This is a genomic window from Metabacillus dongyingensis (genome assembly GCF_019933155.2).
GTDB classification, from domain to species: Bacteria; Bacillota; Bacilli; order Bacillales; family Bacillaceae; genus Bacillus_P; species Bacillus_P dongyingensis.
Genome location: NZ_CP082944.1, coordinates 4,002,596 through 4,025,996 on the forward strand (window position 1 = coordinate 4,002,596; position 23,401 = coordinate 4,025,996).

Here is a 23,401-nt window from a genome sequence, read left to right on the forward strand (position 1 = left end):
GGGAAGATTATTACAACCTTGGGAAAGAAAGGCGGAAAAAAGATGGATGATCTCGTATTAGCCAGATCCCTGTTCGGGACGACAATGGGCTTTCATATAATCTTTGCATCACTTGGTGTAGGTCTTCCTCTCATGATTCTGATTGCAGAGCTTCTTTTTCAAAAAACAAAGGATCATGATTATGCGGTCATGGCGAAAAGATGGACAAAAGGTCAGGCGGTGCTCCTTGGTGTTGCCATTCCTACCGGGACGATCGCCGGTGTTCAGCTTGCTTTGTTATGGCCGGGCTTTATGGAGGTTATCGGACGTGTAATGGCGCTGCCTTTTCAAATAGAAATCTATGCTTTCTTTGTGGAAGCCTTATTTATGTCCATTTATGTTTATGCCGCTGACAGAATCTCGCCGCGAATGAGAATTGTCAGTGTTTCTCTTGTCTTGTTCGGAGCTGCAGCCTCAGCGATCTTAATTACAAATGTTCATGCATTTGAAGGCACTCCAGCTGGTTTCAGGATTGAAAATGGGGAAATTGTTGATGTTGATCCATGGGCAGCCTTTTTCAATCCCAGCTTTATTGTCACAGCAGGACATGTTGTTGTTTCAGCGTTTATGACCGGCGCATTTGTTATTGCTTCTATTTCTGCTTATAAAATGCTGAGAAATTTAAAAAACGACCGCCTTTACCGTTTTCATCGAAAAGCTTTAATGATGGGCCTTATTGTGGGGGGAATATTCTCATTTTTAACAGCATTGAACGGGCATGAATCAGCGCAGTTGCTCCATGAATATCAGCCCGAGAAGCTCGCTGCAGCCGAAGGATTATTTGAAACTCAAAGATATGCTCCTCTTTCAGTTGGGGGCTTTACCGACCGGGAAACACAAGAGGTTAAATGGGGCATTGAAATTCCGTGGGCACTGAGCTTTTTAGCGGACAACAGCTTTAAAACCGAGGTTATTGGATTGAATGACTTTCCTGAGGAATATTGGCCGCCGCTGTTTGTCCATACGCTCTTTAATGCAATGGTTGGAATCGGCAGTCTGCTGATTTTCCTCTCCCTTATCGGATTCTTCTGGTTCAAGATATTAAAGCGACCTCATTTTCCTAAATGGATGCTTGTCTTATTTGTGCCTTCTGGGATCCTTTCCATGCTGGCAATTGAATTCGGCTGGATTTTTGCCTGCACAGGAAGACAGCCATGGGTCATTTACCGTTTGCTGAAAACAGAGGATGTCGTGACAGCCTCTGGCCAAATTGGAACACTTTTTATTCTTTTCACATTGGTTTATGCGATATTAGGACTCGCTGTTATTCTTGTTCTTGTCTATTACTTCAAACGAAATCCAGTTGAAAAAGAACTTGATAAGCCGGCGTCTGATGGGGATAGCGTCAGTGTTTATTAAAACGGCATTTATGGATATGGAGGCGTTACCGAAATGATTACAACAGATGCGCTGCTTGCCATTACACTTGTATGGGGCTTTGTTTTTATCTATGCTGTCATGGCGACAATGGATTTCGGAGCAGGCTTTTGGTCGATGATCTACATTAATAAAGAAAAGACGAATGCGACCAATATCGCCAATCGTTATTTATCCCCTACTTGGGAAGTAACAAATGTATTTATTGTAGCCATTGTCGTAGCACTGTTCAGCTTTTTTCCGGGAGCTACATTTATTCTCGGAACTGTCTTGCTGATTCCGGGAAGCATCATTCTTCTGCTTCTGGCGATTCGAAGCGGATTCCTTGTGTTCTCCCATTATTCTAAAGGGTATGAAAAAGCACTTACTTATGTTTCCGGGATTTCCGGCTTCATCATTCCTGCTATTTTATTGCTGGTGCTGCCCATCACTCATGGCGGGTATATTGAGGTAGTGAACGGTTCCCATCAGCTTCAGCTCGATCAATTATTTACAAGTCCAAACGCCTATGCCTTCAGCGGATTCGCGATTACAAGCACACTTTTCCTGTCATCGCTGCTGCTTTCTGATTACTCAAATGCGGCCAATGAACCGGAAGCCTATAAAGTTTACCGCCGTGATGCGCTAATTTTAGGTCCATTATCTCTTGTAATGGGTTTTTTGATTATGCTGACCCTGCGCACGGAAGCAAACTGGCTATATACAAACATGATGGAATATTTGCCCTTCCTGATTGGATCTGTTGCGATGTTTATGATTGCGGGCGGTGCTCTTTTCTTACCATCGCAAAAAGACAAAAGAACGATTGGGAGACCAAGAATCGCGGTTGTTGCCGTAACCATTCAATATTTACTTGCAAGCTATGCATACGGGCGGGCACACTTGCCTTATATGCTGTACCCAGATGTTTCCATCCAGGATGGCTTTACTCATCCCAACACCTTCCATGCTGTGTTTATTACTTATATAGTTGGATTTTCCATTCTCTTTCCTGGATTCTTTTACTTCTGGCGCTTGTTTATGAAGGACAAACGGTATTTGAAGCAAAATGAATCATGAAAAAACAAGGTGCAGCTGCACCTTGTTTCTTAAATCCTGCGAATGAAAAACCCTTTACTAAGCAAAACTAACTGTTGAACCCTAAACAAGGAGATGTTGATGAATGCCAAGAGAAGTAATGTGTGAAGTCAATAACTGTGAGTATTGGGGCAATGGCAATCTGTGTAAAGCTGATTCCATCTATGTAGTCAGCCATAAAGGAGATACTGCTTCCCGCAGCGAGGAAACAGACTGTAAAACCTTTAAACCTCATGATCTTTAAGAAAAAGGGACAGCTTCACGCTGTCCTTTTTCTCTATTATTGATAATGAGAATCATTTTTATTCATATTTTCCACAATCTTTATTCGTTCAATTCGGCCGAAGCAAATTTTCTTCTTGAAAGGAGCTTAGATATTAACCCATGTTTAGGTGAAAAGATAAATGTAAGGAAAAAGATCAGTCCTGCAGCAGTTGCCATTGCCCCTGCAATCGAGACATTCAGCCATGTTGCTGCATAGTAGCCTGCAACAGCAGATAAAATCCCGATCATTGAACTGATGACCAGCATATGAAGCAATTTATCCGTCAGCAGATAAGCAGCTGATGCAGGTACAATAAGCATGGCTACAACTAAAATAGCCCCTACACTGTCAAATGATGCAACCGTAGTTATAGAGAGCATTCCCATTTGCAGATAATGAATGAGCAGCACAGGTATCCCAATTGCGACAGCCATCTGCGGGTCAAACGATGAAATCTTAAATTCCTTATAAAAAAGAACGATTATCAATAGATTGATGAAAAAGACGGAACCAAGCATCCATACTGCTTTTGGACCCAGATCAACACCTGATATCGTGATCGTATCCCACGGCACAAAAGTTATTTCTCCCATCAGCGCGTGATCCACATCCAGATGGATGTTTCCTCCAAACAAAGAAAGCAGGATAACGCCAATGGCAAAGAGAGATGTAAAAACAACTCCGATTGCCGCATCTGATTGAACCCCTTTGGCATTTAAAATTTGTACGAGAAAGGCTGTAAGCAATCCGACAATAGCCGCTCCAATAAACATCGAGATCCCATCTAAACTTCTGCTTACAAAATATGCGCACACGATGCCGAGCAAAACAGAATGACTGATCGCATCTGCAAGCATAGCCATTTTTCTTAAGATCAGAAAACAGCCAATCATGGCACAGGTTACACCAACCAGTGAACCTGTAAGTAAGATCCATGCATCATAACTCATTGATATAGCCACTCCTTCCTGCTCAGGTTATTCATAGATTCAGGAAGCAGCATTGGCTCTCTATTATGATCTTTTAACAGGTTCATTAATCGATCCTTTATATCACCTGACATCATTTCAACATCAACATCATCACGGCTGGTAATTTGAAGCTGGGCAAGTTCCATTTCATGCATAAGATACATTTCATAAAGACGCTGATTTAAAGCAAGCTGATAGGAAAGCTGCAGGCCATTTTCTGTAAGCCTCCATGTATCCCCTTCTGTTTTCATGACAAGCCGTTTTTTCAAAAGCTCATTTAATGATTTGCTGACCAGCTTGTTTGCAACTTTTCTTTTTTTCACTATTTCGTCAAGCGGGAAGGATGCAGCTGAATATTTGTCCCCTGCACGTTCTGTCAAATCGTAGAAAGACAGAAGCAGCTGCTCAACAGATGTTCTTTTTCTCAGCTTCATTTGCTTAATTGCTTTTGAAACAAGGCCGCGTTTCGGAGCAAAAATCAACGAGATTAAAAAGAGCAATGTAGCTGCAACGATAATCAGCGGACCTGTTGCCATTCCTTTTGTCGTTGTGCTCAGGAACGTTCCAGCCACGCCGGAGATTCCTCCGATAATACCGGCAATGATCACCATATGACCAAGTTTATCTGTCCAATATCTCGCTGCGATGGCAGGAGTGATCAGCATAGCTGCCATTAAAATGACCCCTACTGTCTGAAGACCAATAACGACTGCACAAACAATTAATACCATGAGCAGGCCATTTAAAAAAGATGTTGGCAGCCCAATTCCTTTTGCAAATTGAGGGTCAAACGTCAGAATCTTAAATTCTTTAAAAAAGACAGCTGTCAGCAGGAGCAAAATGGCTGCAATCCACGTAATGATCTGAACATCCTGCCCGACCATTGAAGCTGCTTTTCCGAAAATAAAATCACTCAAGCCGCTTTGATTTCCCCCGCGGTTGTGCTGAATGAAAGTCAGCAGCACAATTCCAAATCCAAAGAATACAGACAAAACTAGCCCAAGGGCTGAGTCTTCTTTAATTCGGGAATTATGAATGATAAATTGGATAAGCCATGCAGCAATCATCCCTGAAATGGCTGCTCCGACAAGAAACCAAATTAATGATTTGGATCCGTAAAGAAGGAATGCCATACACACACCCGGCAAGGCAGCATGTGCCATCGCATCTCCAATCAGACTTTGTTTCCTGAGGAGAGCAAAGCTTCCGAGAACTCCGCTTGCAAGACCAAGCAGCATCGTGCCAAGCAAAACCCACTGCGTATTCTGATTTTGCAATTGATAGAATAGTTCATCCATCATCATCACTCACTCCTGTTATGTTTCATCCACAAGCACACTTTGATTCTGTAAAAATGTGAGCCTGCCTCCGTATGTTTTTTGAAGATTATCCATGGTAAAGACTTCACTTGTTGGACCAAATGCAATCTTCCTTAAATTCAGGAGCAGAACCCAGTCGAAATATTCTTCAACTGTCTGCAGATCATGATGAACAACTAAAACCGTCTTCTGCCTTGCTTTTAATTCATTTAGAAGGGATATAATCGCTTTTTCAGTTGCCGCATCAACACCCACAAACGGTTCATCCATGAAATACACATCTGCATCCTGTGCAAGAGCTCTTGCTAAAAACACACGCTGCTGCTGTCCGCCTGAAAGCTGGCTGATTTGTCTGTCAGCGAAATCAAGCATGCCGACTTTTTCGAGACATCCCCGGGCAAATTCTGTATCCTTTTTTCCCGGACGCTTTAGCCAGCCAATATGTCCATATCGTCCCATGAGAACAACATCAAGAGCATTCGTGGGAAAATCCCAATCCACTGATCCGCGCTGTGGGACATAACCGACGCGTTTACGCTGTTTTTTATAATGATCACCATAGATTTCAACTTCTCCGGATGCAACTGGAATCAATCCTAAAACAGCTTTAATTAAAGTGGATTTCCCGGCTCCATTTGGTCCGATAATCCCAATTAATTTTCCTTCCGGAACTTCAAACCCCACCTCTTGCAGAACTGGTTTGCGGTGATAGGCTACTGTCAAATTTTCAACAGTTACTGGATACATAGAAATACACCTGCCTTATTATTTCAATGATGAAACAATTGTATCGATATTGTGTTTAAACATTCCTAAATAGGTTCCTTCTTCGGTACCTTCTTCACCCATGGCATCAGAATACAACTGTCCGCCAATAACGACTTCATGGCCTCTCTTTTTTGAGCCTTCCACAACGGCGTTAATCGACTTTTCAGATATACTGCTTTCCACAAATACTGCTTTAATCTCACGGTCGACCAGGACATCGACTAAATTTTGCACATCTCGCAGACCGTATTCAGAATCTGTGCTCAATCCTTGAAGACCCATCACTTCAAATCCATAGGCGTTTCCAAAGTAAGTAAATGCATCATGCGCTGTTACAAGCACTCTGCTTTCTTCAGGAATGGTCCCAACCTGTTCTTTCGCATATTGATCCATTTCTTGAAGCTTTTTCTTGTAAGAAGCAGCATTTTCCGCAAATTCATCCTTATTTTCAGGTGAAAGCTTGCTGAGCTCTTCTTCTACTATATCAACGGTATGAATCCATAAAGAGATATCAAACCATACATGGGGATCGTGTATATTGGCGTTCGATTTATCATTTATTAATTTATTTTCGGGAATGGCACTTGCTACCGGCACAGTAGGCTTTTCATTAGACATTTTTTCAAAAATTTCACCCATCTTGCCTTCTAAGTGCAGACCGTTATAAAAAATAATATCTGCCTGATTCAGCTTTTGAATATCTCCTTGTGAAGCCTGATATAAGTGGGGATCAATACCGGGCCCCATTAAAGACTTTACTTCTACTGCGTCGCCCGCAACATTTCGTGTGACATCCGCTATTTGCGCAGTTGTTGTCGTTACCTTTATCTTTCCATTGTCTTCCCCGCTCGCGCCCTGGCTGCACGCTGTCATAATAGCGGACAGTGCCAGAATTGAAATCAGCATTAGCAATCTCTTTTTCATTCATGATCCTCCTCTTTCCTTCGTCAACAAATGTTTCCCTGGTGCAAGTTTTTAAGTAAAAAAAGAACTTTCCTTCGCAAAAACCATTTTATGAAAGAAAGTTAGGTACTGTGCTAATAAGTTAGCTTGTTTCATGATTTGTTGATTAGTATAATTATTTTGCCTATACGCAACAATTTAAAGCATTTTTATCTTTCTGTCAATCATTCTTTCTCGACAAAAAAAGGCCAGCTACATAAATAGCTGGTCTAAGATTGAAGCAGAGAGGGCTGATTGTCGAAATGATGTCTCTAGCATCATTCCTTTTATTTTTATCATGGAATGCGAAATTTTACAAAAACGCAAAATCTGATTTTGTAAGGGTAAAATCTGATTTTCACTTAAAGAAAAATCTATTTTACTTCGAAAAACGTTCGGTATGTGTACAGTATTTTGCTAATTTGCTGCGGTTCACTTCAAATCCGAGCCCTGGCCCTCGAGGAACATCAATTTTCCCATTATGCACGGTAACGGGGGGAGAAATGATATCTTCTTCCCAATATCGTGCAGAAGCAGAGATATCACCGGGTATCGTGAAATTCGGAAGGGATGCAAGAGCGATGTTATGTGCGCGTGAAACCCCTGTCTCAAGCATTCCTCCTACCCAAACTGGAATGCTGTGCTGCAGACAATAATCATGGATTTTCTTGGATTCTGAAAGACCGCCCACTCTTCCAGGCTTAATATTGATGACGCGGCAGCTGCCAAGCTGAATCGCTTTTTTCGCATCGTTCAGAGTAATAATGCTCTCATCAAGGCAAATCGGGGTTTCTAATTGGGACTGAAGAACGGCATGATCAATAATATCATCGTGTGCAAGCGGCTGTTCAATCATTATGAGATTGTATTCATCGAGCTGCTTTAAAAGACTGATGTCATCAAGCGTATACGCAGAGTTGGCATCAGCCATTAATGGAACATCCGGAAAGCGGTTCCTGATTTCATGGAGCAGGACAGCATCTAATCCCGGCTTTATTTTCACCTTTATTCTTTTATATCCATCACTGACATGCTTCCCTATCGTTTCAAGCATGTGATCGATTGAAGCCATGCCCACTACTACACCAGAATCAATTTGATTATTTGTTCCGCCTAAAATGGCTGCAAGCGGCTTGTCCTGCACCTTTGCATAAAGATCCCAAACAGCACCTTCAATTGCTGCTTTAGCCATTTGATTTCTTCTAATATAAGAAAAAGAGTCAATGAATCCCTCCGGATTTTGATATGGTTTCTTAAGCAGCTCAGGGATTAGGAACGACTTCAGCATGTGATGACATGTTCCAATCGTTTCTTCGGTATACCATGGTGAAGAGAAAGCAACGACTTCCCCCCATCCAATCTGTCCGCTTCGATCCTGTATTTCAATTAGTATGCTCTCTCTCTTATAAACTGTTTCAATACTGGATTGAAATGGTGAAACAAGCTTCATTTCAAGATGATGTAGCTTAACTGCCTGCACATCAATCATGAGTACCTCCAAGAGCCTCTGCAAGCTTTCGTCGCACTAATTTATTTGAGGCATTTCTCGGCAGCTTACTTAAAAAGTGAATTCGCTTTGGTATTTTATATTTTGCAAGCATAGCGGAACAATAGGAAATCAGTTCTTCCTCGCTTACTGCATTATTTACAGCAATGAAAGCGTGCGGAACCTGACCCCATTTTGCATCAGGCATTCCGGTTACCCCGGCTTCAATGACCGAAGGATGAGAAAGAAGGGCAGCTTCTATTTCTGCAGGGTAAATATTTTCTCCGCCTGAGACGATAAGATCTGATCGCCTGTCAAGGACATATAAAAAGCCTTCCTCATCCAAATACCCCATATCTCCTGTTTGAAGCCATCCATTATGAATTTCTGCTTCACGCTTCCAATACCCTTTCGTTACGTTCGGGCCCTGTACATGAATTTCTCCCTCTGTAAAAGGCGGGCAAGCAAGATCGTTCTTCATAATTTTAATCTCGCAGGGAAAAAGCGGTTTTCCTGCAGAACCAAGCTTTGTCAGGCTGTACTCTGGTGATAGTGTGACAATTTGCGAGGAGGTTTCTGTCATTCCGTATGTTTGATATACCGGAATTTTTTTCATTTCACATTCTTTCAATAAAGGAATAGGTGCCGGCCCTCCGCCTAAAAGCATGCATCTGAAGGTTCCCGGATATGTGCTTTCTCCAAGGCTTTCCAGCATTTGAGAAAGCATTGTCTGGACAACTGAAACGATAGTAGCTCCCTTCTCCATGATGGCGCGGTTAGCTCTTGATGGGTGGAAGGATTCATGGAGAATGACGGTCATTCCATAGATTACCCCTCTCATTAGGATGGACAGCCCGCTGATATGAAAGAGCGGAACGGCACACAGCCATCTGTCATCATGATGAAGGCCCAGATTCAAAGATGAGCCGGCAGCGCTCCAATAGTGGTTGCCGTATGTTTGTAGAACACCCTTTGGTTTACCGGTAGTTCCTGATGTATACATAATTGTTGCTGTCTGATCTAACTGAAAGGAATATTCATATTGAACAGGACCAGTTATAGTTGATGCATGCTCTATGCTATCAATCGTTGTCCAGCTTGGATTCTCCCATTCTTGATTAAGGGCTGCATCACAAATAAGAAATTTTGCTTCTGAATCCCTTAATTGCCAATCAAGCTCTGAGGCCGTCAATCTTGTATTTAACAGAACGGCCGTTGCTCCAAGGTATGTAAGCGCATGAATAGCAGAAGCCATCTCTATACTGTTTTTCATAAGGATTGCAGCATGCTGTCCCTTTTTTATCCCCATTTGCTGATAGACATACGCTTTTTGTTCGGACAGTTCATGCAGCTCCCGAAACGTTAATGTTTTATCGTCAGTCATGAGCGCAATTCTGTCAGGAGTCAAATAGGCACGTTGTTTTAACCAATTAGGCATTGTATTCACTTCTGTTCACCGCCTTTATATTAGAAAAACGCAAGCGCTTTGATCAGATCCGTTCTGACCGAGGAGCTAGACGCCTTTGCTAGACATGTCTCAAACTCTAAATAATATTCTGATACTATAAGAAAGCAGCTTGATGAAATCATCAAGCTGCTGCATGTTATTTAAGGGAATCTTGGGAACTGCTTGAAGTCAGGGCTGCGTTTTTCTTTAAATGCATCTCTTCCTTCTTTTGCTTCATCCGTTGTATAGTACAGAAGAGTTGCGTCTCCTGCAAATTGCTGAATGCCTGCTAGGCCGTCTGTATCCGCATTAAATGCAGCTTTAAGGAAACGAATGGCAGTCGGGCTCTTTTCTAAGATTTCCTCGCACCATTGAACTGTTTCTTCTTCAAGCTTTTCTAAAGGCACAACCGTGTTGACAAGACCCATGTCAAGCGCTTCCTGTGCATTATATTGACGGCATAGGAACCAGATCTCGCGTGCTTTTTTATGTCCGACAATACGGGCAAGGTATCCTGAACCATAGCCAGCATCAAAGCTGCCTACTTTTGGTCCCGTTTGGCCAAAAACAGCATTGTCTGCTGCAATTGTTAAATCACAGACAATATGAAGCACATGGCCGCCTCCGATTGCGTATCCTGCCACCATGGCAATAACCGGTTTTGGTATCACGCGGATTAAACGCTGCAGATCAAGAACATTCAAACGCGGAATTTGGTCTTCACCAACATAACCGCCATGTCCGCGCACCTTTTGGTCGCCGCCTGAACAGAATGCTTTTCCACCTGTTCCAGTTAATATAATAACTCCAACATTTGCATCATCTCTTGCATAAGCAAAAGCATCAATTAATTCCATTACCGTTTTCGGACGGAATGCATTATGTACCTCTGGACGATTAATAGAGATCTTGGCAATCCCATTATACGTTTCATATAAAATATCTTCGTACTTGCGTTCAGCAATCCATTCTACTGTCATTTTGTACTGCCTCCTTATAAATACGTTTACGTATTAATAAACTCATTTACTATTCTACCAAAGATTTGCGGTTGTTCCACATGAACCGCATGACCTGCACCAATTATTTTAATAAATGTCGGAAGCGGGAGCAAATCTTTCATCTCTTTTGCGATCCCGCAGAACTTTTCATCCAATTCCCCGCTAATGAGCAGAACGGGAATTTCCAGAGAATCAAGGCTATCCCATAAGGATTTCTGTGATCCGGTCCCCATTCCTAAAAGACTGTTTGCAAGCCCTGCCTCGTCATTTTTCAGCCTTTGGCTGCGCAGATTTTTTTGAACGTCCCCAGGCAAAGCTTTCTGAGAGGCAAACAGCGGTATATTCTCCCAGAAATCTATAAAGGATTCCATTCCCTGTTCTTTTATAAATTGAGAGAGCTTTCGATCATTTTCTCTTCTGCTCATTCTCTCAGCCACTGATTTCAACCCAGGAGATGCGCTTTCCAGAACCAGCTTGTCAATCCGCTCAGGATGCCTGCTTGCATAGGATAATGCCAGTCTGCCTCCCATAGAATAGCCTGCAAGAATTGCTTTATTAAGTTGGAGCTCTTCAAAAATAACATGTAAATCCTTAACCGATTCATCCATAATGTACCGTTCAAACTCTGAAGGTGAATCTGTCAGCCCATGTCCGATAAGATCAATTAATATCACTTTATAATGGCTGAACATGTCCAGAAAAGGGTGCCAGTTTTCTGCTGAGCCTGTAAATCCATGGAGAAGAACTAGAGGGATTCCTTCTCCAAATGTTTCAATATGATAGGATACTCCTCTTATCGTCAACTTCATTTAAAGAACTTCTCTCTTATTTCCTGGGAAACACGATTCATCAATTCACGATGAATGCTGACACGGGTTTGACGATTTGTGCGCACTTCAATAATATTCAAACCTTTTTTAATGACAGCATCTGACACTGCTGATCGGAATTCCTCCCATGTTGCCGGCAGTGAATATGAAGCGTCATAAAGATCGGCAGCATGTTTAAAATCAAGACCAGTCGGCGTGCCGAATAAGGTTTCAAAATGCTTCTCTTCTTTTGACTGCGGAAGAAACGAAAAGATGCCGCCCCCATCGTTATTAACAAGGATGATGGTCAAATTAAGCTTGTGCATTTTCGCAGCAAGGAGACCATTCATATCATGATAAAAGGATAAGTCGCCAATGACTAAAAAAGTTGGATGATCTGTGCCGGCACCAGTACTCATTCCAAGTGCTGTTGAAACGATCCCATCGATTCCATTCGCCCCCCGGTTGGCATAAACGGCAATGTTCTTTTCCGTGTTCAGGAAATAATTATCAAGGTCACGGATTGGCATGCTGTTTCCTGCTATCACATGACACTTCTGGGGAAGCGCATGCTGCAATTCACGAAAGACATTTCCTTCAAACAGGTCGCCGCCTTTATCCTCGGCTGATCCTAATAACTCACGCGAAACGAGATTTACTTTTTTCCATGACTGCAGCCAATCCGTATCTTCCTGTATTTTGACCTGTTTGATAAGTTCACGGCACAGCCAGCTCTCCTTGCATTCAATCATTTCCGCCGCCATTAAGGTTGGTTCCCTCCAGCCGCCTTGGCCATCGACAACAATTTGACGGATATCAGCTGTTCTCTTCAAGAATAAAAACAGCGGCTTTGAAACCGGCATAGCTCCGAACCGGATAATGACTTCTGGCTTTAGCTGCTCTGTTATGTATTCATCCTTCATAAAGGCATCATAGCATTCAATGACAGATGTTTGATCATGAGACCCTGTTCTTAAATTTGAAAGAGGATCAGCAAGAATCGGGTACTTCAGGACTGAGGATAACTTTACCGCTGCTTCAGCGAAATCAGGATCTCGAAGCTCTCCGCATATAATCAATCCCTTCTTTTCTTCTGAAAGGAGACCAGCTAAGCGCTGCACTTCGGAAAGATCAATAACTGAAGAACCCGCTGTTACTTGAACCTGTTTAGGACGGCTATTCAAGCTTGTCCATAAATCCTCAGATTCTAAATCAGGTACGAGGGGTTCTCTGAACGGAAAATTAAGATGAACCGGTCCTGATGGAGAAGAAATCGCTTTGCCCGCTGCACGTGCCGCCATTGTTCTTCCATATTGGAGAAGCTCAGCAGTATGCTCCGGAACTGCCATATCCGCAAACCATTTTGCATAGCGGCCGAACAAATGCATCTGATCGATTGCCTGCGGAGCACCAACATCCCTAAGTTCATGCGGACGGTCTGCTGTTAAAACAAGCAAAGGCACTCTTGAATAGAATGCCTCAACAACTGCCGGATAATAATTAGCTGCTGCCGTTCCTGATGTACACAGCAAAGCAACGGGTCTTTGCTGCATCTTGGCCATGCCAAGGGCAAAAAAACCTGCTGATCGTTCGTCAATCAAAACATGAATGTTCAAATCAGGATGTTCAGCCATCAGCATGGCCATAGGGGTTGATCTTGAACCGGGACTAATAACCGCATCCCGAACACCCGCTTTAGATAATTCATCAACAAAACTTGCTGCATAAAGGGTTAAAGATTTATTTGCACTCATGGTTGACACCTCCCAGCGCAGAGAGCATCGGCTTAAGCTTGATCAGTGTTTCCTGATATTCCATTTGAGGATCGGATTCTGCTACAATGCCGCATCCTGCAAACAGGGTTGCCTGCTCGCCCTCAATTAAGCCGGAGCGGATGGCTACTGCAAACTCTCCGTTGTTTTCAGCATCAAGCCACCCGACTGGACCGGCATACCAGCCGCGGTCCATAGGTTCAATTTCTCTGATCATTTCAACAGCAGCCTCTTTTGGATATCCTCCCAAGGCAGGTGTCGGATGAAGCTTCTCTGTTAAGCTCAATAAGGAATAACCTGCTTTCATTGATCCTTCAATCGGTGTATACAAATGCTGAATATTTTTCGTTTTTAATAATTGCGGGTGATCTGAAACCTTTACTTCACTGCAGCATTCTTCAAACGAATCTTTGATCATTTTCACAACAATCGCGTGCTCAATCAGATTTTTTTCATCATTCAAAAGCTCTGTTCCAAGCTCCGTATCTTCTTGCTTGCTCTTCCCTCTTTTAATGGAACCAGCCAGACATGTTGAAAGCAGCCTGCTGTTTTCCTTTTTGATCAGACGCTCAGGCGTTGCTCCAATGAACGATTGACGGCCATTTTCAAAAGAAAAGATAAAGCTTGTAGGCTGCTCTGTCTGCAGTTTGCTTAAAGCTGAATAGATATTAATTTTGTGATCATATTCTAATTGCACTTCTCGTGCCAGCACGACTTTATCCAGCTCACCGCTTTTAATTAAATCTGTTGCTTTTTGTACGGCTGAAAGCCATGTTCCCGTATCAGCCTCTTTTAGAGTGTAATTGTTTACGGACTCTTCCCCAGTGCTTGCCTTCCCTGTCAGTACTTCGTTGGCAATCGTTGTGAAATGCGCCGAGCATGATTCAAGATCATCTTCCGGCTTAATCACACGATTGATTGTCAGAAAAGAAACACCGTCTTTTACTGTAAGCATGACGGACGGCAAAAAGAATTTTGCCTCAGGATAGTTATTCCAGCGCTCGTTTCTGCGGTTATGCGGATCAAAAGAAAAACCGCCGAATAATAAAGCGCCTGTACCTATATGAGATTTTGCGCCATCTTCGTAATGCGCCATTTTTTTAAAGCGTTTCCAATCAGACTCAATCCGCCCGAAACGATCGCTTTCAGCAGAATCATTCTCTACTGTACATTCGTTTCCCAAGCCTGTAATCGTAAAGCGTGAACCAGGAGTTGCCCAATAAAACCGCTCACCTAAAAAAAGCCGCTCGCCAGCCGCATAAAAATGGAGGGGGTTCATCGAATCATTCAACGACTTGACCTGACTTAATATGACCGGTTTATCAAACTGTCTGGCTTCCTCCAAAGCACGCTTCATAATCTCCGTAAATGTATGTTTTAATGCCGTAATCATTGGAAATCCCTCCAAAACCGAAAAATCGCTTATATTAAGATACACCTCAGAGGAAAGAGGTGTCAATAGTACTTGGGCAAAGAAATGGTATAATAGAAATAACGACTATTATCCTTATTATATTACTACCCTGACAACAATAAAATCAAAAGCTCTCGCGGAAGAAAATTCCCGGTCAGGAATTAAATAATTGTTCAAACATTTGTAAAAGGATTGACACAATATTGTAAATTTCCTACACTTAATTTTGGGAAGCAAACGTGCTCCATTTGGTTTACAAAAAGGGGAGAAATCTTTGATGCATACACAATCAAACACTACACAAAACGTGCCTTCCATCAAACCGGATAAAAGCTGGAAAGTATGGTGGATGCTGCTGCGTCCGCACACACTGTCTGCAGCCTTCATTCCTGTGACGATCGGTACGGTGCTTGCTTTAAATGATGGTCAGGTTCATATCTTATTATTTCTAGCTATGCTGATTGCATCCATTTTAATTCAGGCTGCAACCAATATGTTCAATGAATATTTCGATTTTAAGCGCGGACTTGATAATGAAAATTCTGTCGGCATCGGCGGAGCAATTGTCAGAAACGGTGTAAAACCAAAGACAGTTCTAAACCTTGCCTTTGCATTTTTCGCAGCCGCAGCACTTTTAGGGGTTTATATTTGCATGACCTCCACTTGGTGGATTGCTGTTATTGGATTAATCTGCATGGCTACCGGCTATTTTTATACAGGAGGCCCTGTGCCAATTGCATACACTCCATTTGGGGAGCTGGTTGCAGGTTTCTTTATGGGTATGGTTATTATCCTGCTTGCTTATTACATTCAAACTGGAACGATTTCACCGATCAGCATCATTATTTCCATTCCGATCGCTTTCCTGGTTGGAAACATTATGCTGTCAAATAATATCCGCGACCTCGATGGAGATAAAGAAAACGGGCGCAAGACGCTGGCGATCTTGATTGGACGCAAAAAAGCAATTATTTTCCTCGCTTCCATGTTCGCTGCTTCTTATGCTGTCATCTTGATAATGATAGCACTCGGCCACTTGTCCTTTTGGGCGCTTTTAGTTCTAATCAGCACCCCTAAAGCATACAGTGCCGTAAAAAAATTCGTCGGCAAATCACTGCCGCTTGAAATGATGCCTGCAATGAAAGCCACTGCTCAGACAAATATTCAATTTGGGTTCTTGCTCGCACTTGGTTTATTCATAAGCACAATCTAAACTTTACACGGCCCTTTGAGGGCCGTATTTTTTTTGCGCATAATTTACAATCATGATTTTGCCCTTTCTGTTCATACTAAAAAAAGAAGAAATTACTTCTTAAGGAAGGAGCGTGAATGGAATGCTTAATAGCGGACAAATGGCTTCCTTTCGCTCACAGCTTGACGCAAGAAAAGCAGAAATCGAGCTGCACCTGCAGGAAAACAACCATTTTGGACTTGAGCAAAGCTTCGGGCATGATTCTACCGGAGAGCTTTCAAGCTATGACAACCATCCGGGCGATGAGGGTACAGAGCTTTATGAGCGTGAAAAAGATATCGCTTTAAATGAGCATGTGGAGGAAGAATTAAGTGATATAAACCGAGCACTTGCAGCCATTGAAAAGGGAACTTACGGGGTATGTGAAGTATGCGGAACAGACATACCCGAAGAAAGACTTGAAGTGCTTCCGACTGCAACAACCTGCAAGGAACATTCTCCGGAGCAGGCAATTTCTCACTCGAGACCGATAGAGGAAAGCATACTTGAGCCGGCATTCGGGCAATTCGAATACGATGAAAGCGATTCGGAAGCCTATGATGCGGAAGACTCTTATCAGGACGTAGAGCGCTTCGGCAACTCTGAAACTCCTTCTGACATGGAATATCCTGTTGATTCATACAACGACGTATACATGGAGAACGATGACCCAACAGGGTATGTAGAGGATTATGAAAATTTCGCGGCTACAGATATTGAAGGAAAGAACGTAACAGTGTATCCAAACATACAGCATAGACAGTATGAACATACACTCGATGAAGAAGGACTGATGACTCCCTTCGGTGATCTTCCTGCATCAGAAAAAGAACCATATAGTGAGGATTAAAAGCGAAAGCGCCTTGTTAAGCTACGAAAACAAGAATCCGGCAGAAAAGCCATTTTTTGCGAATCGGTTCTGATCAAAAGTTAGAAGCTGGACTTAAATGCTTAAAACTTTATGCTTTTCAATAATCTTAAACAGAGTTTCCGCCACGGAACTCTGTTTTAATTTGTTTCTGCGATTTTTTTAAGTTCCTCCGCCCGGTCTGAGAGAAATTTTTGCATATATCTCTCTAGAAATAAAAAATCGGCGGCTTTGCCCAAAAATCCTAATGGAGACAGATAGTCAAAGTGATCAATCATCACTGTTTCATTTCCTGAAGCAACGAAAGTATGGGTATGAATAAAAGACTTAAATGCTCCTTTAACCATCATATCTTTAAATTCATAAGGCCTGTTCATCTCTGTTATTTTGGAAGACAGTCTTTGCTTTATACCGAAGTGCAAGGCTTCCCATTCAACGGTATCACCTTCTTCAAGAAGCCCGGTGGTTACACCGCCAACCGCCTTCTCTTTTGTTTTTTTAGTCGTTTTCGGATGGATCTCTACATTCCGTGCGAGGTCAAAGCAGACTTCGATTGGCGCTTTAATACTAATTGTATTTCTAATGACAGGCATATACTTATCCCCTTTATATGACGAACTTCTTTCATTATAAATGGAAAACAGAAGGGTTTTCTTTCTTTATGACGAATGTTTACAAAAAAAAGTAAAGAGGTGACCTTTTTGAACGCACATGAAATTGATTACAAGATTTATGGGGATGACATGCAGTTTGTTGAAATTGAGCTCGATCCAAGTGAAAGTGTAGTAGCCGAGGCCGGAGGTATGATGATGATGGATGACGGCATTGATATGGAAACCATCTTTGGTGACGGATCAGAGCAAAAGGGCTTGATGAGCCGTTTAGTAGGTGCCGGTAAGCGTGTTATTACTGGAGAAAGTTTATTTATGACGGTCTTTACAAATAAAGCTGGAGGCAAAAAGCAAGTTTCATTTGCAGCGCCCTATCCAGGCAAAATCATTCCTGTCGACTTAAATGAAATGCAGGGAAAAGTCGTTTGTCAAAAAGACGCCTTCCTCTGTGCTGCTAAAGGTGTGTCTGTCGGAATTGATTTTCAGAAAAAGTTAGGAACCGGTTTTTTTGGCGGTGAGGGATTCATTATGCAAAAACTAGAAGGAGACGGACTCGCTTTTTTGCATGCTGGAGGTACAATACATAAGCGGCAGCTTGCACCTGGGGAGCGCCTGAAAATTGATACAGGCTGCCTTGTCGCGATGACGAGGGACGTTAACTACAACATTGAATATGTCGGGAAAGTCAAAACGGCCTTCTTCGGCGGTGAAGGATTATTTTTTGCAACTGTGCAAGGTCCTGGGACAGTATGGGTACAATCACTCCCCTTCAGCCGTCTTGCTGACCGCATATTCGCCAATGCTCCAAGCACAGGCGGAAACGCTTCAGGAGAAGGCAGTATTCTGGGCGGACTTGGCCGATTGCTTGATGGAGATAATCGATAATTCGGCAGACGCATGAAAGTTCGTTTTTTTCAAACTTACTTTCAATGCCATTATCTAAAGCTTGTACATCGAAAATCTTGATTTTTTTCGAAATCAGAGGACATATTAGCAAATCCTTAATAAAACTAAACAGCAGAAAACCCGCTCAACCAGGCGGGTTTTCAAAGACTTAATGAATAACAGGAATCGGCTGGATATCCCAAATGCCATCAGCATACTCATGAATCGTCCGGTCACTTGAGAAATAGCCTGAGTGAGCAATATTAAGAAGTGCTTTTTCAAGCCACTTATCTTGGTTTTTGTAAGATTTTTCAAGCTGTTCCTGGGCATCAACATAGGATGCAAAGTCACGTAAAACAAAATATTGATCATTTTCATAAAGCAGAGAGTCTTTAATTGCTTCAAACTCATCTTCTGTATCAGGGAAGAATCCGTTTGTGAGCTGATCGACCACTTGTCTGATCCGCAGATCATGATGATAATACTCAGATGAGCGATACCCGCCATTTTCATAATAATTCAGAACCTCATCGGCCTTTAAACCAAAAGTGAAGATGTTCTCTTTTCCGACTTCTTCCAAAATTTCAATGTTCGCTCCGTCCAAAGTTCCCATTGTGAGCGCACCGTTCATCATAAATTTCATGTTTCCTGTTCCAGATGCCTCTTTACTGGCAGTTGAGATTTGTTCACTGACATCTGTCGCCGGGAAGATATGCTCTGCCAGCGAAACCCGGTAATTTTCCATGAAAATGACTTTCATCATCTGCGAAACCTTAGGATCGCTGTTCACTTTATCTGCAAGCGAGTTAATTAGTTTAATGATTTTTTTCGCATAATAGTAGCCTGGAGATGCCTTGGCTCCAAATATAAACGTTCTTGGATAGATTGTAAAATTTGAATCCTCTTTCAGCCTGTTATAAAGATACATGATGTGCAGCACATTTAACAGCTGTCGTTTATATGCATGAAGACGCTTAACTTGAACATCAAAAATCGAATGTTTATCGACGGAAATTCCCGTTTTCTTTTCGATAATGTCTGCAAGAATCGCTTTTCTTTTTCGTTTAACGGCTGCAAATTCTTCTTTTAAATGTGGATTATAGATATGACGTTTTAGCTCAATCATGAGGTGCGGGTTTTTAATCCAGTCGGTCCCAATTGTTTCGGTAATGAGATTTGTCAATTCTGGATTGGCTTTAAGCAGCCATCTGCGGTGAGTGATTCCATTGGTTTTGTTATTGAACTTTTGAGGATAGATTTGATGAAATAATTTCATTTCACGGTTTTTCAGAATATCAGAATGGATCTTTGCGACACCATTGACGCTGTGGCTTCCGACAATCGCTAAATGGGCCATTTTCACGACGCCGTGAGCGATAATCGCCATATTTTCAATACGCTTCCAATCTCCAGGGAAACGATTCCACAGCTCTTTGCAGAATCTTTCGTTTAATTCCTCTACAATCATATAGATTCTTGGGAGCAGCGGCTTAAAGATATGCAGCGGCCATTTTTCAAGCGCTTCAGATAATGTCGTATGATTCGTATAAGATATCGTATTAATCGTAATATTCCAAGCTTCTTCCCATTCCATATGCTCTTCATCAAGTAAAATTCTCATCAGCTCCGGGATGGCAAGAACGGGATGAGTATCGTTTACATGGATGGCAACATGCTTGTGGAATTCATGCAGGGTATCATTCTTTTTAAGGTATGACCGGACAATGGACTGCAAGCTTGCAGAGACAAGGAAATATTGCTGCTTAAGTCTGAGAATCTTTCCTTCGTCATGCGTGTCATCCGGATATAAAAACTCTGATACTGCTTCTGTTTCACGTTTATAAGCAAGTACATCACGGTGAGGCGGATTTGGTGCAGGCTCAGCGTTCCAAAGCCTCAGCGTATTAACTGTGCTCGTTTCATATCCAATCACAGGCATATCATATGGTACAGCTATAATATTTTCAGAATGAACATGGCGGAAGTCAAGCTTCCCATCTTCGTATACATGTTCAACTTTTCCCCAAAACGGAATCTCCATCGCCTGATCCGGCTTACGGACTTCCCATACATTTCCGTGCCTTAACCATTGCTCAGGCAACTCCACTTGATAGCCATCTACAATCTTCTGATCAAAAAGACCATGTTTATACCTGATGCCAAGACCATGTCCCGGCAAATTTAATGAAGCAAGAGAATCTAGAAAACAAGCAGCAAGGCGGCCTAAACCGCCATTGCCAAGACCTGCATCTGCTTCACTTTCTTCAATCTCTTCAAGGTTGATGCCAAGATCAGCAAATCCTTCAAGTACAACGTCGCGAATGCCCAAATTTAAAAGATTTTGTCCGAGCAGTCTCCCAAGCAAAAACTCAATCGATAAATAATAAACTTGCTTGTTGTTGCTTGCCCGGTTCCATTCGTTTGTTGTGATCCAATTGCTGCTGATATGTTCTCTTACCATATTTCCAAGCGTTTGGTATTGATCACGTTTTGTTGATTCAGCAAATTTTTTTCCATAACTCATTTCCAAGCGCTTTAGAAAACTGTCTTTAAATTCATTTTTGTTAGAGAACATGACTCCCACTCCTAGTCATTAAATCAGCATAAAGCTGGTTGTATTTAAACGCTGACTGCGCCCAACTGTAGTCTTCTTTCATCGCTGTTTTGACAAGGCTGTTCCAAATGGTTTTATTTTTATAAATAGTGCATGCGCGATTAACTGTGTTCTTCATATCGTGAGCATTGAAGTTGGTGAACGTAAAACCGTTCCCCTCGCCTGTATCATCGCGGTAGGATGTTACAGTATCATTCAGGCCGCCTGTTTCTCTTACAATCGGAATTGATCCGTAGCGAAGAGCGATCAGCTGGCCAAGACCGCATGGTTCAAACTGAGAAGGCATTAAAAAGAAATCCGAGCCCGCATAGATGCGGTGTGCAAGCGGCTCATCAAATCCGATGTATGCTTTGCACTTATCCGGAAACAGCCATTCCATGTGCCTGAAGAAATCTTCGAACTTTTTCTCTCCGGTTCCAAGGATAATAATCTGCATATCTGATTGAAGCATTTCATGCAGGACGCGCTCGACCAAATCAAGGCCCTTTTGCTGCGTTAAACGAGTGACCATTGTAAGAAGAGGCGTATCCTCTTTTTCCGGAAGGCCAAACATCTTCTGAAGCTCTTTTTTATTCTTTGCTTTGTTTTTGACAGAGTTTTCATTATAAGGAAACGCTATGTATGGATCGTCCCCAGGATTATAAATTACATCATCAATTCCATTTAATATCCCTACAAGGGATGCTTCTTTCACTCTCAGCAGCCCATCAAGACGCTCACCGAAGTATGGGGTCTGAATCTCATTCTTGTAGGTAGGGCTTACTGTCGTAATCAGATCTGAAGCCACAAGAGCAGCTTTCATAAAGTTCACAAAGCCATGGAATTCAAGCTGATCTGCATTAAAATACCGGTCATCAAGACCAAGTAAATCATGCAGAATATCTCTTGGGAAAATACCCTGAAATTGCAGGTTATGAATCGTAAAAACCGCTTTCATATTTTCATAAAACGATTGAGAAGCGTACTCTTCTTTTAATAGAAATGGCACCATGCCTGTATGCCAATCATGGCAATGAATCACATCAGGCTGGAAATCGACTGCTTTAATCGAATCCAGAACTGCTCTGGAGAAAAAAGAGAAACGCTCCCCATCATCAAAGTGGCCATATAAAGAGTCACGCTTAAAATAGTATTCGTGATCGATGAAATAATACGTGACTCCTTCAAATTCCAGCTGTTCAATTCCGCAATATTGTCTTCTCCATCCGACAGGAACAACAATATCTTTGATTTTTTTCATTTTTGACCGGAACCGCTCCGGAATTTGACCGTATTTAGGTAAAATCACTCGAATATCTGTTCCAAGACGCTTTAATTCCTTGGGCAGCGCCCCTGCAACATCCGCCAGACCCCCTGATTTTACAAAAGGGACACATTCCGATACAACAAATAATACCTTCACGATTTCATCAGCGCTCCTTGTACTGTTCCTTTTCTGAGTACGATCGGCAGATCAGCAGATCCTTTTAATTCGATGCCGCTGCCTACTTTTACATCTTTATCAAGAACTACATTCTCAAGCACGCAGTTTTCTCCCACCTGAGATTTTTGCATAATAATACCATTTTTTATGACTGTTCCTTTTCCGATATGAACAGCTCTGAAAATAATACTATTTTCTACATACCCTTCAATTATGCTGCCGTTTGCGATCATTGAATTTTTCACAACAGCATTCTGTCCGTGTCTGGCAGGCGGCTCATCCTTCACCTTGGTTAAGATCGGACGGTTTTTAATAAATAACTGCTGCCACACTTCCGGCTTAAGCATATCTAAGCTGTGGCGATAATAGCTTTCAATTGAATCAATAATGGCAACGTATCCATCAAACTCATAATCACAAATCATCATTTTATGAGTATTCTCCATGATTACTTGTGCAATGGTTTTATAACCCGTCTGATTATTATCATGGATAAGATTCAGTAATAATTTTGTCGACATTACATACATATGCAGAGATTCGCCGTCTTTGCGGACTTCCGTAATATCGCAGCCCATTTTCACATGTTTCGAGAGAACATCTTTGAAATCAATGTTGCAGACTGTATAGCTGTTTGTGATCACCGCGTATTCCTGTTTGCTCCTCAAGAAATAGTCAATGTGATCTGACAGCTGGCGAATAGATCCGAATTCATTATACTGATCATTTAAATGCGGAGACGGGAAAAAGAACAGCCCATCGCGCTTTCTATTAAGATCCCATTGCTTGCCTGACCCTAAATGATCCATCAGGGAACGATATTGGTATTTTGGAAAAATAGCTACACTTTCAATATCTGAATTCACCATATTAGATAAAACAAAATCAATTAATCTGTAACGCCCCGCAAACGGAATAGCAGCCATCGACCGATTCACCGTTAAGTCCTCGATGGCATTTGTATACGTTGTTGCATCAATAATTCCCAGCATCCTTTGATTCATAGCTGTTCCACCTCTCGCATTAGTTTATTTTCATCGGAAATAAATAGGGTTTCTCTGCTGTTTGCACATCGAACTTAT

At 42.1% G+C, this 23,401-nt stretch carries 20 protein-coding genes; 6 read left to right on the top strand and 14 right to left on the bottom strand.

From position 1 onward, the window contains the following. The first annotated feature begins 42 nt into the window (after positions 1-42). The 3 genes from K8L98_RS19905 to K8L98_RS19915 all read left to right on the top strand — a co-directional run bounded on the left by K8L98_RS19905 (position 43) and on the right by K8L98_RS19915 (position 2,737). Positions 43-1,398 (top strand): cytochrome ubiquinol oxidase subunit I, encoded by a 1,356-nt coding sequence (locus K8L98_RS19905; RefSeq protein WP_223437487.1) that lies wholly within the window; start codon positions 43-45, stop codon positions 1,396-1,398. Positions 1,399-1,431: 33 nt separating this feature from the next. Further along, positions 1,432-2,475 (top strand): cytochrome d ubiquinol oxidase subunit II, encoded by a 1,044-nt coding sequence (locus K8L98_RS19910; protein ID WP_223437489.1) that lies wholly within the window; start codon positions 1,432-1,434, stop codon positions 2,473-2,475. 103 nt (positions 2,476-2,578) lie between these two features. Continuing rightward, on the top strand, positions 2,579-2,737 hold the full coding sequence (locus K8L98_RS19915) for a DUF1540 domain-containing protein (protein WP_223437491.1): 159 nt from the start codon (positions 2,579-2,581) through the stop codon (positions 2,735-2,737). Between the two features lie 80 nt (positions 2,738-2,817). On the opposite strand, the gene K8L98_RS19920 is transcribed toward K8L98_RS19915, so the two are convergent. The 10 genes from K8L98_RS19920 to K8L98_RS19965 all read right to left on the bottom strand — a co-directional run bounded on the left by K8L98_RS19920 (position 2,818) and on the right by K8L98_RS19965 (position 14,666). Beyond that, positions 2,818-3,708 carry a metal ABC transporter permease gene (locus tag K8L98_RS19920; protein ID WP_223437494.1) on the bottom strand — a complete coding sequence of 297 codons (891 nt, stop codon included), beginning with the start codon at positions 3,706-3,708 and terminating at the stop codon, positions 2,818-2,820. After that, complete coding sequence (locus K8L98_RS19925) at positions 3,705-5,033, bottom strand: metal ABC transporter permease (RefSeq protein ID WP_476703492.1); 1,329 nt, start codon at positions 5,031-5,033, stop codon at positions 3,705-3,707. The genes K8L98_RS19920 and K8L98_RS19925 overlap by 4 nt, the downstream gene beginning before the upstream one ends. 12 nt (positions 5,034-5,045) lie before the next feature. Next, a complete protein-coding gene (locus K8L98_RS19930) occupies positions 5,046-5,795 on the bottom strand; it encodes a metal ABC transporter ATP-binding protein (protein ID WP_223437498.1) in 750 nt (249 codons plus the stop codon). Positions 5,796-5,813: 18 nt separating this feature from the next. Beyond that, positions 5,814-6,740 (bottom strand): metal ABC transporter solute-binding protein, Zn/Mn family, encoded by a 927-nt coding sequence (locus K8L98_RS19935; RefSeq protein ID WP_223437500.1) that lies wholly within the window; start codon positions 6,738-6,740, stop codon positions 5,814-5,816. 397 nt (positions 6,741-7,137) lie between these two features. Then, positions 7,138-8,247 (bottom strand): o-succinylbenzoate synthase, encoded by a 1,110-nt coding sequence (menC, locus tag K8L98_RS19940; protein ID WP_223437502.1) that lies wholly within the window; start codon positions 8,245-8,247, stop codon positions 7,138-7,140. Then, on the bottom strand, positions 8,240-9,691 hold the full coding sequence (locus K8L98_RS19945) for an o-succinylbenzoate--CoA ligase (protein WP_223437504.1): 1,452 nt from the start codon (positions 9,689-9,691) through the stop codon (positions 8,240-8,242). The genes menC and K8L98_RS19945 overlap by 8 nt, the downstream gene beginning before the upstream one ends. Before the next feature lie 161 nt (positions 9,692-9,852). After that, positions 9,853-10,671, bottom strand: coding sequence for a 1,4-dihydroxy-2-naphthoyl-CoA synthase (gene menB, locus K8L98_RS19950; RefSeq protein ID WP_223437506.1), 819 nt, complete (start codon positions 10,669-10,671; stop codon positions 9,853-9,855). A gap of 26 nt (positions 10,672-10,697) precedes the next feature. After that, positions 10,698-11,501, bottom strand: a complete 804-nt coding sequence (gene menH, locus K8L98_RS19955) for a 2-succinyl-6-hydroxy-2,4-cyclohexadiene-1-carboxylate synthase (protein WP_223437508.1) — start codon at positions 11,499-11,501, stop codon at positions 10,698-10,700. After that, complete coding sequence (gene menD / locus K8L98_RS19960; RefSeq protein ID WP_223437510.1) at positions 11,498-13,255, bottom strand: 2-succinyl-5-enolpyruvyl-6-hydroxy-3-cyclohexene-1-carboxylic-acid synthase; 1,758 nt, start codon at positions 13,253-13,255, stop codon at positions 11,498-11,500. Before menD ends, menH begins: the two co-directional genes overlap by 4 nt. Next, positions 13,242-14,666, bottom strand: coding sequence for an isochorismate synthase (locus K8L98_RS19965; RefSeq protein WP_223437512.1), 1,425 nt, complete (start codon positions 14,664-14,666; stop codon positions 13,242-13,244). Before K8L98_RS19965 ends, menD begins: the two co-directional genes overlap by 14 nt. 298 nt (positions 14,667-14,964) lie before the next feature. Between K8L98_RS19965 and K8L98_RS19970 the strand changes: the two genes are divergently transcribed. Beyond that, positions 14,965-15,900, top strand: coding sequence for a 1,4-dihydroxy-2-naphthoate polyprenyltransferase (locus K8L98_RS19970; protein WP_223437514.1), 936 nt, complete (start codon positions 14,965-14,967; stop codon positions 15,898-15,900). A gap of 121 nt (positions 15,901-16,021) precedes the next feature. Continuing rightward, the gene (locus K8L98_RS19975; protein ID WP_223437516.1) at positions 16,022-16,768 is read left to right on the top strand and encodes a TraR/DksA C4-type zinc finger protein; all 747 of its coding nucleotides are present in this window, start codon (positions 16,022-16,024) and stop codon (positions 16,766-16,768) included. 158 nt (positions 16,769-16,926) lie between these two features. On the opposite strand, the gene K8L98_RS19980 is transcribed toward K8L98_RS19975, so the two are convergent. Continuing rightward, on the bottom strand, positions 16,927-17,379 hold the full coding sequence (locus K8L98_RS19980; protein WP_223437518.1) for an SRPBCC family protein: 453 nt from the start codon (positions 17,377-17,379) through the stop codon (positions 16,927-16,929). Between the two features lie 108 nt (positions 17,380-17,487). Between K8L98_RS19980 and K8L98_RS19985 the strand changes: the two genes are divergently transcribed. Next, positions 17,488-18,282: a TIGR00266 family protein gene (locus K8L98_RS19985; protein ID WP_223437520.1), complete on the top strand. Its 795-nt coding sequence runs from the start codon at positions 17,488-17,490 to the stop codon at positions 18,280-18,282. Positions 18,283-18,451: 169 nt separating this feature from the next. Here K8L98_RS19985 and K8L98_RS19990 read toward each other — a convergent pair whose 3' ends face one another. Genes K8L98_RS19990 through K8L98_RS20000 form a run of 3 tightly spaced genes read right to left on the bottom strand, consistent with a single transcriptional unit; the run spans position 18,452 to position 23,323 of the window. Further along, the gene (locus tag K8L98_RS19990) at positions 18,452-20,857 is read right to left on the bottom strand and encodes a glycogen/starch/alpha-glucan phosphorylase (protein WP_223437522.1); all 2,406 of its coding nucleotides are present in this window, start codon (positions 20,855-20,857) and stop codon (positions 18,452-18,454) included. Continuing rightward, the gene (gene glgA, locus K8L98_RS19995) at positions 20,847-22,298 is read right to left on the bottom strand and encodes a glycogen synthase GlgA (RefSeq protein ID WP_223437525.1); all 1,452 of its coding nucleotides are present in this window, start codon (positions 22,296-22,298) and stop codon (positions 20,847-20,849) included. The genes K8L98_RS19990 and glgA overlap by 11 nt, the downstream gene beginning before the upstream one ends. Further along, a complete protein-coding gene (locus K8L98_RS20000; protein WP_223437527.1) occupies positions 22,295-23,323 on the bottom strand; it encodes a GlgC family sugar phosphate nucleotidyltransferase in 1,029 nt (342 codons plus the stop codon). The genes glgA and K8L98_RS20000 overlap by 4 nt, the downstream gene beginning before the upstream one ends. Positions 23,324-23,401: the final 78 nt, after the last annotated feature.